Origin of the sequence: Desulfacinum infernum DSM 9756 (assembly GCF_900129305.1) — a bacterium.
Classification (GTDB): Bacteria; Desulfobacterota; Syntrophobacteria; order Syntrophobacterales; family DSM-9756; genus Desulfacinum; species Desulfacinum infernum.
The window spans coordinates 52,066-64,480 of the sequence record NZ_FQVB01000025.1; the positions used below are offsets into that span (position 1 = coordinate 52,066).

Genomic DNA, 12,415 nt, shown 5'->3' on the forward strand with positions numbered 1-12,415 from the left:
GCCCGGCCTGCGGCGGCGCACTCCGCACGATATGCGCCGCACGGATGCCACGTTTAGGCTCAGCAAGGGCGATGCGCAACCTATCCGCAACCGGAAACAAAAAAGGACGCGAGCCTTTCGGCTGCGTCCTTTGCCTTCTGGTAGCGGGGGGAGGATTTAAACCTCCGACCTTCGGACTTTCTTTTATTGTGTTTACTGCAGCTCGTCAAAATCCACCAGCAGAGCCGTGATGCCGCCGCGCGACCTCACACGCTGTGGAGCTGGTCGGCGACGTTCTGGACCAGCCGACGCCCGCAGGCTGCGACGTTCCTGGCCGGCCGACCCCTCGTTTTTTTATGGAAGGCCATCGTCTTGGTTTCCCTGGGAAACATCGGCAAGGAGCCGCTCAAGCAGCGGGAGCAATTCCGGGATATTTTTCGTCGCCGTTTCCCACACGATCCGGCTGTTCACCCCAAAGTACTCGTGAACGACAATATTGCGCATCCCGCGTATTTCAAACCACGGGATATCCGACGTTCGGGAGACGATTTCCTCCGGCACATGGGTCGCCGCCTCACCCAATATGGTCAACTGGCGGATGACAGCATCAAAGGTTTTCTCATCCCGGGCAAAACCCTCGAATGTCAACCCCTCGACGTAAGCTACTATTTTCCTCGCCGCGTTCAGCATATCCTGAATGCGAAACCGCCACTTTCTAGGCGACATGAACGGCCTCCCTCAGGATGTCGTCCCTGAGCGCAGGGTGTAGAGCATCAGGCGTCCCCAAATCCACTTCCATGCCGAGCAATTCGCTCAGCTCACGTTTCAGCCTCATGAACTCAAACAGCCCGACGGCTGCACCCGGTTCAAACTCAACGAGAACGTCGATATCGCTGCTCGGCCCCACCTTCCCGCGCACCACCGAACCGAATACCGACAAGGAGCGCACATGATGCCGAGCCAGTAGCGGGCGATTATCACGAAGGATCTTGATGATCTTTTCCTTGTCCACGGCTACACCCCCTCTTGGGACGCGGTGAGATTGACCCGTTTGCCTGGGTTGAGAAGTCCGGCCGGCTTCTCCCGAATGCTGGCCGGCCAAGATCAAAATCCGCCGCCTTGGCGATCACGGCGGGTTCCACCAGATCGGCGGCTTCCACGACGGTCTCGGCCTCCAGCTCCCTCACCTCTGGCACATCTTTCTGTCCACCTTCCACTGACCGCTGCCCACTCAATCGAGCCGCGATCTCCCCGCGGTCCTGGTCAATACTGTTGACTCAAGGGGCGGCAGGAAAGCTGAAATTTGCGTAAAACACTGAAATAGGAAAGGTTTTCATTGTGCCTGCCCGACGGTTGTACGACAGTGCTCCGTGTCAAAGAGGGAAGCAAAACGTCAAGCTACACGAAAGAATTCGGAAAAAAATGAATATCATGGCACAGAACCTACCTTAAAAGTTTATCCCAAATTGCCCCCATCTTTGAAGTCTTTTGAGCCTTATTCCCAAAAACATTACCTCAGAAGCCGGGCGCTCCGCCGAAAATTTCACCTGCACTCGCAAGCTCCCTTTGTAGCGGTCATCTTCCGTGATTGCCGTCGCGGTGACCGTTCCAGCGTTCAACGCCATGCCGTCGGGATCTGCCGTTTGCATGCACGCTTCCTTCACAGCGGCCATGACGGCATCGGTGCTGTTGTTCAATTTACCCAGCAGGTCAATGTCTTTTGTGGGAAGGGACACCCGTGCCGTCCAGGCGGTGGATCGCGATGCCCTCGGTAAAGGATTTTCCGCCGAAGCGGGAGGACCGTACGGGAGGGAAATCCAGCCGGGGTTCCTTCGCACCGCGCCGCAGAGCCAAATAGACCTCATGGGGAATTTGGGTCGTCAGGTCATGAAAAGCCGGTGCCGAAATAAGGCAAATCACCCCGCTGGGAATGCGCCTCCACACGATCACGAGATCCGGGTTTTCGGGAAGAGAGCCGTCGGCGAGCCGGTATACCCCGCGGCTTATCTGCTCCAGTTTGCCTGTATCCCGCATTGCATGGAGGGTATCCGGGTGGATCCCCGCGCGAAGAGCATCCGCGGCTGATGGGATTTTCCGGTCATTGGCGAATCATCATGGCCAGGCGCCAAAGGTATTTCAAAACCTCCGGCTGCCGGAGTTCCAAGGCCACAAGAGTCGCGACGCCCGCAATCCAGCCCGTGAGGGCGGCACCCGCCACGGTCGTCCACTGAAGGTTCTCACCGACGGACTGGATCTTCCGGGCCGCCTCGGCCGCCTGCCCGGCGAAGCGCTCCAGGTTCCGCTGAGCCCGTTCGCTCTGTTGAGACGCTTCGATCTGTTGCCGTGAAAGACCTTGAAGGAGCTGAGTCATTTCGGCTAAACAGTGCATGAGCGCCTGTTGCACTTCCGCTTCGCTCCGCACGGCCCTTCGGGCCGCTTCGGTGCGTTCGCTCGCCAACCGCCGAACCCTTTCCGCTTTGGTCATGGTCATATCGTATTCCCCTCCGCTGCAGATTTTTCCATGTGTACCCCTTTCCCAGTTGAGAGCCCTTGAACCGGATTCCGTCGTATTGGAAAACCAAACCCAGGAGGCACCCGTCCGGCGTTGTGCGCGGATAAACGGTCACGGCCGCCCCTTTCAGCCGATCCACGAACGCCCGCAGCGTAACGGGGCCGTCTTCCAATGCCTGGTCGATAATGCCCTGGAGGGCCAGGCGGGCGGGTGCCTCCCCGGTTCGGAGGCACCGCTCGATCTCCGACTTGGAAGGATTCTTCCGGTGTCGGAGCGGGTCCAGGTCGTCCCACCCGGGTGTGATGGCGAGTCCGTGGGCCCGCTCCAGGGCTTGACATGCCTGGAGGGCCTTCCGCACTTCCCATCGGCCGTACCAGATGCCTCCCGAAAGGCTGATTCGGGAAGCGATGATATGAATGTGATCATGGGGCGTGTCCCTGTGCTGCACGGCGATCCATGGGGTGTCGGGAGGAAAATCCATTCGGGCCAGGAAGTCTTCGGCCACGGTCGCCCAACGCTCGGAATCCAGGCGTTCCCCGGGAGGCAGCGACAGGGCGCAGTGCCAGACGGGGCGGGTGACCGACGGGCGGAGCCGGCACACGACGGCGAACTCTGCGGTCAGTTCCCCGACAGCGGCACCGCCCATGTTGCCCCCTATGATTTCAGGTGTTTTTCGGGGATTCAGGGCATACGAGAGGATCCCGCGGAAATCGGATCCTCGGACGACCTTCGCTTTCATCGACGATCTTTCTCCTCTCAGAGTTGTCCCAAAAGTTCGATCCGCAGCCGAACGACTTGCCCGCGAAGATCCCGAACAAGCTCCGACAGCGCATCTCGCTCGGTAGATGGAACCTTCCCGGAGCTTATTGCCGAGGCAAGCCTATGGAAATCCTCGACCAGTCGTCCGAGCCCCATCCAGGCTTCGCGGTTGACGGCCGGGATAACTCTCGGCATGGGCCGCCCCATGGCGGCATGGCGGAGATATTCGCCTCGCCGCATCCCCGCCCGCTTTCGCGCCCGATCCAGCCACGCCAGTTCCTCCGGGGACAGCCGGACGCTGACACAATGCGTCCTGAGCCGCGATGGATCCCTGGGTTTCGGTCCTCTTCGCCGTCGATGTGCTCTCATCATGCCACCTCCTTCGTTCCTTTTTCCCCGGCCCTCCGCGTTGGAAGGGCTGTCCGGGGAAGCGCGGGTTACACCTTGCTCCACTCGCTCCACTCGAGTACGAACCTGTGCCCCTTCCGGGTCCGAGACCACTCGGACGAGAAGGGCTCTATGTCATAAGGGGAAATCTCGCGTCGAAATTCAGGAGCCCGGAAATGCACGTTAAGGACGGTGTGTATCCCGGAAAGGAACGCCTTCCGAGGCGAGCGGGGCGGCGATGGTTTCCCCGACGGTCGGATCTGTTTTGTCAAGGCCCCTTCGAAAAGATGGTGCGGTTGATCTTTCCCTTGTTCTTGATTCTTTCTTGCATGTGATATAAAAAACGTCACATAACTTGTCTCCGGCCTTCCCCTTTCGCCGTCGAGGAGACGCCCATGCATGGAAAAGAAAGAGATTACAGACTCTTCCTGAGAAGCGTGCGTGAACAGCTCGGTCTCAGCCAGGAAGATTTGGCGCGCGAGATCGGAGTCAGTTACGCAACGGTCAACCGTTGGGAAAACGGGCAATCCAAACCTTCAAAACTAGCCAGGACCCAGTTGGACGCTTTTTGTGAGAAGATGGTCAACAACGGCAGATTGGTGCTCCCCGAGGAAAGGTGAAGATGAAATCGACCCGATGGCGAGGTGATTGTAATCCTCCGCTTTTTGCGCTGCGATTGCGAGCTCTGGTTTCGGCTCTCGGCGAGGTCGTCCAGCCCGCCTGGTGGAAAACCGAATTCATGAAGGAAGCGGGATTGCGGTTTCTGGAGCGGATTTATCCCCGGACCGCTTTCCATGCCGCCGTCCATGCATCGGGAAAGGCGGCGTGCGTCGTTCATGATCGCGCCGTCGGGCGCATCGGTGTGTACCACCTCTTCCGACTACCGGAGTCCCTGGAAACCGAAATTCACCTCATCCCACCGGAGGCGGACGACTCTTTCGTTTCCGCATGTCGGGAAGCGCTGGGCTCGGAAAAAAAGCTGTTGAGACTGCTTGAAACTCTTGCGGGAGGCCGCAGGTGGACGAGGGACGCCGCGGGGGCGAAAAGAATAGGCGACGCCTCGGAGCTGACGGAGCCCGAAGTTCTGGAAAAGGTGGCGGCCTTCTACCTCCATGCATTTCGCCTTGGGAAACCCGGCTTTCCTTACTTCACTCCGTAGCGCCGAGGAGGTTGAAAATGTCCGCGGTCATGAGCGCGGAGAACAAAACCAAGTATTCCACAGCCATCAGTAAAGGCGCCGGGATGATCGAGGAAACCCGGCGCCTTCTCCAATATTGGAGTCCGGACGAACCCTTGGAAGAATTCACTCGAAAGGTTCAGAAAAGCGGCCTTTTGGGCAACGCGACCGCCTACAGGACCCGTGACGTGGTTAGACGGGTCTTCGCTCCACGGTTGCTGAAGCCCACCGACAAACCCGCCAGGGTCTTGAAAAAGGTGCTCGACGCGCGTCTTCCCGGAAGGGTCTTCACAGAACTCCTGTTCGTGTACACAGCCCGAAACGACCCCTTGGTATACGACTTCACGGTTCGCGAATATTGGCCGGCCGCGCGGAGGGGACGGGCCGTTCTGGACACCGATTCCATGCTTTCATTCCTCTCCGAGGCGCACTGCGACGGGCGCCTGGAGAATCAATGGTCGGAGAAAGTCTCGGTCCGCATCGCCCGTTGCGTTCTCGGCCTTCTGCGGGACATCGGCTTCCTGCGCGAGTCCGCCCGCGCGCGGAGGGAGATCGTCAATTACAGGATGTCGGATGAGGGGGCCGCTCTCCTCGCCAGGGATCTTCACGAATCCGGCGTCACGGATTCATCCCTCTGCGAGCATCCCGACTGGGGACTTTTCGGAATGAACGCATCGGAAGTCGTGGAAAGACTGGACGGCCTCGGCGAACACCGGGGGCTGATCGTGCAACGTGCCGGCTCCGTGGTGCATTTCACCTGGACGGTCAAATCCATTGAGGAGCTGATCGATGTACTCGCTCGATAGCGCATTCAACGAGCTGATCGACAAGATCCGCGATCCGGACGCCCTCAATCCGGCCAAGAGCGACCCGATCTTTTACTTCGCCTATCCGCCGGAGTTGATGCTCGATCTCAAGCGCCGTCTGCCGCGTTGGACGTCGAAGATCCGCGAGGCCGGGTTCGATGTCCGCCGCGTCTCCCTCGCCGACATTCTTTGGGGGCTTGTGGATGATTCAGGGAGATGGGACGACTGGCTTAAACTGGAAGCGGATGCGGATGTCGACCAAATCAATGAGGCGGTGCGCGATGTGCTTCGTCAGGGCAACGCCCTCGTCGACCGGGTCGCCGAGGCGGTCGAATCGGCGCCTGAAGGAACCGTTGTGCTTTTGACCGAGGCGGAACTGCTTCATCCGTATTTCCGAACGCGGACCATCGAAAGCCGTCTGCACGACAAGGTCGGAACACCCACGGTCATCTTCTACCCGGGAAGACGTTCCGGCCAGTACGGACTGCATTTCCTCGATTTCTACCCGGTCGACGGCAACTACCGGTCGACGTTGCTTGGAGGTCTCTGATGAGTGCGACGATCCGCCAAGTCTTTTCACCACACCGGCCCATCGACCGAACCATAGAGAAAGTCATCGACTACTACGCGCAGGAGGAAGACCGCCTCTTACGTGAAGTCGCCGAATACGAGATTACGGACAACATCGAGAATGCCTTCCGAAAGTTCCTCGATGTTTTCGGTGAAGGCGTCCGCGGGGGACACGTCACGGAGATCGGGATATGGGTCTCCGGTTTCTACGGAAGCGGCAAGAGCTCTTTCACCAAGTACCTCGGGGCGGCGCTCGACCCGTCGAGGACCGTCCAGGGGAAGCCCTTCCTCGACCTCCTATGCGACCGGTTTCCCCGCAACGAGATTCCCGCCGTCCTGCGCACCATTGCAAAAAAACACCCCACGGCGGTCGTGTTTCTCGACCTCGGCGCGGAACAACTCGCGGAGAGTGCGGCCGCGCCCGTTTCCACCGTTCTTTACTGGAAGGTGCTCCAGTGGGCGGGCTTCTCCAAGGAGAAGAAAACCGCACAACTTGAATTCACGCTGGACCGCCGCGGGAAGTACGAGGAATTCAAGGAAAGATACCGCAAGCGATACAACGGGGAGTGGGAGGAGATCCATAACGACCCCTTGATCGGCGTGGCCAGGGCCGCGGAGATCGTGCCCGAAGTGCTGCCGGACGACTTCCCCACGCCGGACAGTTTCCGGAGCCTCCGTTTCGAAGAAGCCCGCGACGTCCGTGACCTGGCGCGTGAGATCATCGAGCTGTGCCGCCGGAAAACCGGATGCGGAAACATCCTGCTTCTGGTGGACGAGGCCGGTCAGTACGTTGCCCCGCGCGGCGAGCTGATCCTCAACCTCGACGGCCTGGCGCGGAGCTTCAAGGAGCTCGGCAAGGGCAAGGTATGGATCGCGGCGACCGGCCAGCAGACGCTCAGCGAGATCGTCGAGAAGGCGGCGCACAACTCCGCGGAGCTGAACAAACTGCGCGACCGTTTCCCGATCTCCATCCATCTCGACGCGAGCGACATCCGCGAGATCACCCACCGCCGGCTGCTGGCGAAATCCGAAGACGGCCGGGCGCGGCTCGAGGCCTTGTTCAAAGAACACGGACAGGCCACCGTCACGCACACCCGCCTCAGCGGAACGGCTCTTTTCAAAGGCGATCCCGACCGCGAGACCTTCGTGCGGCTGTACCCGTTCCTGCCCCAGCACTTCGACCTGCTCTTGGAACTCATCCGGACGCTCGCCCGCTCCACGGGCGGCATCGGCCTGCGCTCGGCGATCCGCGTGATTCAGGACGTGCTGGTGGACAAGAGCCGTGTACTCGGCGCGGACGCGGTCAAGCTCGCCGACCGGGAGATCGGCTCCCTGGCCTGCGTGGACGATTTCTACGACACGCTGCGCGCGGACATCGCCAAGGTCCTGCCCCATGTCATCGGCGGTGTGGACAAGACGATCAAGATTTTCGGCGCCGATTCCATGGAGGTGCGGACGGCCAAGGCGGTGGCGGCTCTTCAACCCGTCGAAACCTTCCCCCGCACGGCGGAGAACATCGCCGCGCTGTTGTACAGGAAGGTCGGGTCGCCGCCGCTCGTGGATCAGGTGCGGGAAGCCCTGCGCAGACTGGCGTCCGAAAAGGAATGCGGTCTCATTGAAGACCCGCAGGCGGGGGGCTGGGTGTTCCTGAGCGACGCGGTCAAGCCGATCCGCGACAAACGCAACGGTTACGCACCGACCTCAGGCGAATGCGCCCGGGCGCGCATAGACGTTCTCAAGCAGGGCACCGCCGACCACGCCATGTTTCGAGCGCAGCCCGCCGCCAGGCTCGAGAACATCAAGGAAGTGAGGGCCGCCGTGAAGCTGGGGCGCACGCCCGTCGTCGGCGGGTCGGAAGACGTGGAACTCCGTCTGGAGTTCGTCGAACCCGCGCTGTGGGAGGACAAGCGGAAGGAGTTTCTGGTCTCCACCAACACCCAGGTGGAGTTGAGGAACACTGTGGTTCTCCTGGTGAGAAACGACGACACCGTCGAAGAACTGCTGCCCGAGATCGTCCGTTCGGAAAAGGTGCTCGGCGACGTCGACGAGCGCAGCGCCGACCATGTCGTCGCACAATACCTCCGCGCGGAACGGCGGGCCGCCGAGCGCAGTCGGGAGCGGGTGGCGGCCGCCATGGAGAAAGCGATGCTGGACGGCGTCTTCATTTTCCGCGGCAAACCCACCCCGGTCCGCGAAGCCGGTGAAACGCTGGACGCCGCCGTGCGCAACATCCTTTCCTCAGCCGTCAAGGAGGTCTTCCCCCACTTCCACCTTGCTCCCATCCGACCTTCGACCGACGCCGCGGCGAAATTCCTCGGCGTCGAACGGCTGGATCGGATCTCCAGGGACCTCGATCCCCTCGGTCTCGTCGTCAAGAGCAAAGGGGCGCCGAGGGTGGACACGGCCGCACCGGTGCTGGCCGAGGTGCTCAGGGTCTTCCAGACCAAAGCGGCCGAATCCGGCTCCGGGAGACTTCAAGGGTCGTATCTGCAGGACCTCTTCAGCGCGCCCCCCTACGGTTGGACCAAGGACACCGTGCGGTATCTCTTCGCGGCCCTGCTCAGGGCCGGTGAGATCGAGTTCCATGTACCGGGCGCCGGGGGCCCCGTCCGAACCGCCGGCCCGCAGGCGGTGGACGCGGTCAAGAGCACGGTCTCGTTCAACCGGATCGGCGTATCCCCACGGGACGCCAAACTCCCGCCGGAGGCATTGGACAGAGCCGCGCGGAGGCTGGAGACCCTGTTCGGCGACGAGGTTCTGCCGCTGGAGGATCACATCAGCCGCGCCGTGCGGCGGCACTTCCCCGAACTGCTGGAGAAACTCGGCGCACTGCCCGACCGCCTGCGCCTGTTGGGCCTGCCCGGCGAAAGCCGGGCACAACGGCTGCTCGCGGACGCGGCCGACCTGCTCAAGGGGGATGCGGGGGGGGCGGGCGCGATCCTGGGGGGCGTTGAGTGCAACCTGCCGGACGAGATCAGCTGGGCCAAAGCCGTGTTCGACGCGCTGGAATCCGGCGCGGAAGCCGACGTCCGCAACGCCCGCTCGGTGCTGGATTCGATTGCCGACCTGGACCGAATGTTCCCCGGGACCGTGACCGACCTGCTGAGTCCCGAAGACAGGGCCGTCGCCGAGGAAGTGTTGTCGAGCGAGCGGTTCTATGAACGGCTGCCCGACCTTCGGAGCGTGGTGCGCGGTGCGACGACCCGTACCGAGAAAATGTATGAGACCGAACGCGCCGCCTTCGACACCGACCTGAAAGCGGCGATGAACAGGCTGGAGGCGGAGCCGGACTGGACGAAGCTTCTCGACGAGGACCGCGAAGAGATCGCCGCCCGGCTCGTCTGCGATCTGCCGGCCGACGCCGGCGAAGGCGATCCGGTCCGGCTGCTTCAGACGCTGCTGGTGCGGAAGCGCACCCTGCCCGGCCTGATCGAAGAACTGAGGGCCGAGGTCAAACGCAGACGCCCCGCCGAACCGGAGCCCGAGCCGGGGGGCGGCGCGGAACCGGCCGGTGAAGAGGTCATTGAAGCGGGCGACCTTGTGGAGCCCGCGGTGATCGCGACGACGGAAGATCTGGAATCCTGGCTGGCCGCCGTCCGGGAGAAGCTGGCCGGACTTTTGAAATCGAGCAAGCGGATACGAATCAAGGGACGCGGATGAGCTTCGACAAGGAAACAAGAAACCTGCTTGCGAAGACGGTCGCCGCCTGCAGGCGCCAGCTGACCGAGGACGTCACCGACCAGCTCCGCGGTACGTTCGGCCTGCACCCGGACGGCACGATCCTGCCGTTGGAGAAACTGACCCACCTCACCGAGGAGCAGGCGGCCGCCGCGAGGCGGCTCCGTGAGTTGCTCGACCATTACGCGGCCGGGGCGGCGGGTACGCCGTCGGCGCGCCGCAAAGCGGCCTATGAGCGCCTGGTGTTGGAGATCTCCTTCACGGCGCTGAACCGTCTGGCCGCACTGCGCCTGTGCGAGGAACGGGGCCTTGTCGTCGAATGCGTGCGCAAGGGCACGGCATCCGACGGATTCCGCCTGTTCGAGAGGGTCTCCGGGGGAGCGCTCGGGACGCGCTATGAAACCTACCGCGTGTTCCTTGAGTGTCTGTTCGATGAACTGGCCTTGGACCTCGGCGTGCTTTTCGACCGCTTCACCCCGCAGTCCGCGGTTTTCCCGGGCGAACGCTGCCTGGAAGAGGTGCTCGACGAGCTCAACAAGCCCGACCTCGCGCACCTTTGGACCGAAGACGAGACCATCGGCTGGATCTATCAGTACTTCAATCCGCCCGAGGAACGCAAAGCCATGCGGGAGGCCTCCCAGGCGCCGCGCAACAGCCGGGAACTCGCCGTCCGCAACCAGTTCTTCACACCGCGCTATGTGGTGGAGTTCCTCACCGACAACACCCTCGGGCGCATCTGGTACGAGATGCGCAAAGGAGACACCCGGCTCAAAGAGGAATGCCGTTATCTGGTCCGCAGACCGAACGAGGTATTTCTCGAGGCCGGGGAAAAGGCGCCGTCGCAGGACGACGCCCGCGGGGATCTTTCCCAAGAGGAACTCCTCAAACAACCGGTTTACATCGAGCACAGACCGAAGAAAGACCCGCGGGACATCAAGATCCTCGATCCCGCCTGCGGCAGCGGGCATTTCCTGCTCTACGCATTCGACCTTTTGGAGACGATCTACGAGGAGGCCTGGGAGGACCCCGAAAGTCCGGCGTCGGAAGTCACGGGCCGCACTCTGCGGGAGGAGTTCGAAACCCTCGACGAGCTGCGTCGGAACGTTCCCAAGCTGATCATCGAACACAATCTCCACGGCATCGATATCGACCCGCGGGCGGTGCAGATCGCCGCGCTCGCCCTCTGGTTGCGGGCGCAGAAGACCTGGAAGCGCCTGGGGCTCAAGCCTGCGGAGAGGCCCCGTGTCGTGAAGTCCAACATCGTCACCGCCGAACCCATGCCCGGCGAAGAAGACATGCGGCGGGAGTTCCTCGAGGCCTTGCGCCCCAAGGTTCTCGGCCAATTGGTGGAAGTGGTGTTCGACAAGATGAAACTCGCCGGCGAGGGCGGGTCTCTGCTCAAGATCGAGGAGGAGATCCGGGACGCCGTGGCGGAGGCGAAGAAGCAATGGGTTGAAGGGCCGAAACCGGAGCAGATGTTGTTGTTTCCGGAGCCGGCCTCGCCGAAGCCCGAGCAGAGGACCCTTTTCGACGTCAAGGAAATCACGGATGAGGAGTTCTGGAACCAGGCCGAAGGACGCATCCTGGCGGCGCTCAAGGAATACGCGGAGCGGGCCGAAAACGGCCGTGGTCTGCGCCGCCGCCTGTTCGCCGAGGACGCCGCCCGTGGCTTCGCTTTCGTGGATCTCTGCCGCAAGCGGTTCGACGTGGTGCTGATGAATCCGCCGTTTGGGGAACCGAGCAAGCTTTCCAAGAAATACATGGGGCAGGCCTATGCGCGAACCAAGAACGACCTTTACGCTGCCTTTGTGGAGCGAGGTCTGCTCATTCTTAAGAATCGCGGGATGATTGGTGCCATTACTTCACGGACGGGTTTTTTCCTCTCTTCATTTCGAAAGTGGCGTGAAGAGATCCTTCTAAAGGAAGCTCGGCCGACCGTATTCGCCGATCTCGGTTACGGCGTCTTGGATACGGCGATGGTTGAGACAGCGGCTTACTGTTTGGAGGCCTCAGTCCATGTCCCGTAATGCAAATTCTGCCATAGAACGAATAAGGGCGGGACAACAGCCTACAGAGCGCGAGCTCAAGGCTGTCCTTAGAGGCCTTACTTTTTTCAGGTCGAGCGCCCGGACCGAATCGGCGCATGTGGACTTCAAGCGCGGGTTTCACGATACGACGAAGGACTGGGCCGACCTTCTAAAAGATATACCTTAATCCGTGAGTGTGATTTTAACCAAACAAATATCAGACCTTATCTAGGGTTTTGAATTTACACGTGTTTTGTGCTATAGAGTCTCCTGTCAACCTTTCACTTGGCAGGTGCTCGCATGAAGAAAATTGTGATCGAACAGTCTTCGAAAGCCTTCTACAGCAGCCACTCGGGTTTGGCTCTGGTAGGGAACCTGATCAACGGCTATACAAGCCTGTGCGAACGGTTGGAAAAGGAAGTTCCCGGGCAGCCGAGGGTTTCGCACGGGGATGTGGTGAAGACCTATCTCGGTCTCCTGTGCCTGGGCAAAAGTGATTTTGAAGCCGCACAGGGAGTCG

General features: G+C 61.2%; 12 protein-coding genes and 2 pseudogenes. 7 read left to right on the forward strand and 7 right to left on the reverse strand.

The window, feature by feature from the left end:
• Positions 1 to 333: 333 nt before the first annotated feature.
• The 7 genes and pseudogenes from BUB04_RS12675 to BUB04_RS20415 all read right to left on the reverse strand — a co-directional run bounded on the left by BUB04_RS12675 (position 334) and on the right by BUB04_RS20415 (position 3,622).
• A complete protein-coding gene (locus BUB04_RS12675; RefSeq protein ID WP_073040077.1) occupies positions 334 to 705 on the reverse strand; it encodes a HepT-like ribonuclease domain-containing protein in 372 nt (123 codons plus the stop codon).
• Positions 695 to 991 carry a nucleotidyltransferase family protein gene (locus BUB04_RS12680; protein WP_073040079.1) on the reverse strand — a complete coding sequence of 99 codons (297 nt, stop codon included), beginning with the start codon at positions 989 to 991 and terminating at the stop codon, positions 695 to 697. The genes BUB04_RS12675 and BUB04_RS12680 overlap by 11 nt, the downstream gene beginning before the upstream one ends.
• 436 nt (positions 992 to 1,427) lie before the next feature.
• Positions 1,428 to 1,715 (reverse strand): hypothetical protein, encoded by a 288-nt coding sequence (locus BUB04_RS12685; protein ID WP_143156475.1) that lies wholly within the window; start codon positions 1,713 to 1,715, stop codon positions 1,428 to 1,430.
• Positions 1,690 to 2,070, reverse strand: coding sequence for a type IV toxin-antitoxin system AbiEi family antitoxin domain-containing protein (locus BUB04_RS20300; protein ID WP_084076467.1), 381 nt, complete (start codon positions 2,068 to 2,070; stop codon positions 1,690 to 1,692). The genes BUB04_RS12685 and BUB04_RS20300 overlap by 26 nt, the downstream gene beginning before the upstream one ends.
• Before the next feature lie 7 nt (positions 2,071 to 2,077).
• Positions 2,078 to 2,470, reverse strand: a complete 393-nt coding sequence (locus tag BUB04_RS19900; protein ID WP_245795189.1) for a hypothetical protein — start codon at positions 2,468 to 2,470, stop codon at positions 2,078 to 2,080.
• A gap of 340 nt (positions 2,471 to 2,810) precedes the next feature.
• A pseudogene (locus BUB04_RS20410) lies at positions 2,811 to 3,230 on the reverse strand (relaxase/mobilization nuclease domain-containing protein); the annotation flags it as partial.
• A gap of 17 nt (positions 3,231 to 3,247) precedes the next feature.
• Entirely contained in the window at positions 3,248 to 3,622 is a 375-nt protein-coding gene (locus BUB04_RS20415) for a plasmid mobilization protein (RefSeq protein WP_073040085.1), read from the reverse strand.
• A 410-nt stretch (positions 3,623 to 4,032) separates the two neighbouring features.
• Here BUB04_RS20415 and BUB04_RS12705 point away from each other — a divergent pair, with 410 nt between their 5' ends.
• From BUB04_RS12705 to BUB04_RS12735, 7 genes and pseudogenes are all read left to right on the forward strand, one after another.
• Positions 4,033 to 4,257 carry a helix-turn-helix domain-containing protein gene (locus BUB04_RS12705; RefSeq protein WP_073040086.1) on the forward strand — a complete coding sequence of 75 codons (225 nt, stop codon included), beginning with the start codon at positions 4,033 to 4,035 and terminating at the stop codon, positions 4,255 to 4,257.
• A gap of 2 nt (positions 4,258 to 4,259) precedes the next feature.
• Complete coding sequence (locus BUB04_RS12710; protein WP_073040088.1) at positions 4,260 to 4,796, forward strand: BrxE family protein; 537 nt, start codon at positions 4,260 to 4,262, stop codon at positions 4,794 to 4,796.
• 17 nt (positions 4,797 to 4,813) lie between these two features.
• A complete protein-coding gene (locus tag BUB04_RS12715; RefSeq protein ID WP_218588448.1) occupies positions 4,814 to 5,620 on the forward strand; it encodes a BrxA family protein in 807 nt (268 codons plus the stop codon).
• A complete protein-coding gene (locus BUB04_RS12720; RefSeq protein WP_073040090.1) occupies positions 5,604 to 6,170 on the forward strand; it encodes a BREX protein BrxB domain-containing protein in 567 nt (188 codons plus the stop codon). The genes BUB04_RS12715 and BUB04_RS12720 overlap by 17 nt, the downstream gene beginning before the upstream one ends.
• Positions 6,170 to 9,850, forward strand: a complete 3,681-nt coding sequence (gene brxC, locus BUB04_RS12725) for a BREX system P-loop protein BrxC (protein ID WP_073040092.1) — start codon at positions 6,170 to 6,172, stop codon at positions 9,848 to 9,850. The genes BUB04_RS12720 and brxC overlap by 1 nt, the downstream gene beginning before the upstream one ends.
• Entirely contained in the window at positions 9,847 to 11,895 is a 2,049-nt protein-coding gene (locus BUB04_RS12730) for an Eco57I restriction-modification methylase domain-containing protein (RefSeq protein WP_073040095.1), read from the forward strand. Before brxC ends, BUB04_RS12730 begins: the two co-directional genes overlap by 4 nt.
• A 300-nt stretch (positions 11,896 to 12,195) precedes the next feature.
• Positions 12,196 to 12,415 (forward strand): annotated as a pseudogene (locus BUB04_RS12735) (IS1380 family transposase); the annotation flags it as partial.

Excerpts from the sequence above, each read along its gene's own strand:
- BUB04_RS12715 (WP_218588448.1), top strand. The coding sequence starts at position 4,814 with ATGTCCGCGGTCATGAGCGCGGAGAACAAAACCAAGTATTCCACAGCC.
- brxC (WP_073040092.1), top strand. The coding sequence starts at position 6,170 with ATGAGTGCGACGATCCGCCAAGTCTTTTCACCACACCGGCCCATCGAC.
- BUB04_RS19900 (WP_245795189.1), bottom strand. The coding sequence starts at position 2,470 with ATGACCATGACCAAAGCGGAAAGGGTTCGGCGGTTGGCGAGCGAACGC.
- BUB04_RS12730 (WP_073040095.1), top strand. The coding sequence starts at position 9,847 with ATGAGCTTCGACAAGGAAACAAGAAACCTGCTTGCGAAGACGGTCGCC.
- BUB04_RS12710 (WP_073040088.1), top strand. The coding sequence starts at position 4,260 with ATGAAATCGACCCGATGGCGAGGTGATTGTAATCCTCCGCTTTTTGCG.
- BUB04_RS12705 (WP_073040086.1), top strand. The coding sequence starts at position 4,033 with ATGCATGGAAAAGAAAGAGATTACAGACTCTTCCTGAGAAGCGTGCGT.
- BUB04_RS20415 (WP_073040085.1), bottom strand. The coding sequence starts at position 3,622 with ATGATGAGAGCACATCGACGGCGAAGAGGACCGAAACCCAGGGATCCA.
- BUB04_RS12720 (WP_073040090.1), top strand. The coding sequence starts at position 5,604 with ATGTACTCGCTCGATAGCGCATTCAACGAGCTGATCGACAAGATCCGC.
- BUB04_RS12675 (WP_073040077.1), bottom strand. The coding sequence starts at position 705 with ATGTCGCCTAGAAAGTGGCGGTTTCGCATTCAGGATATGCTGAACGCG.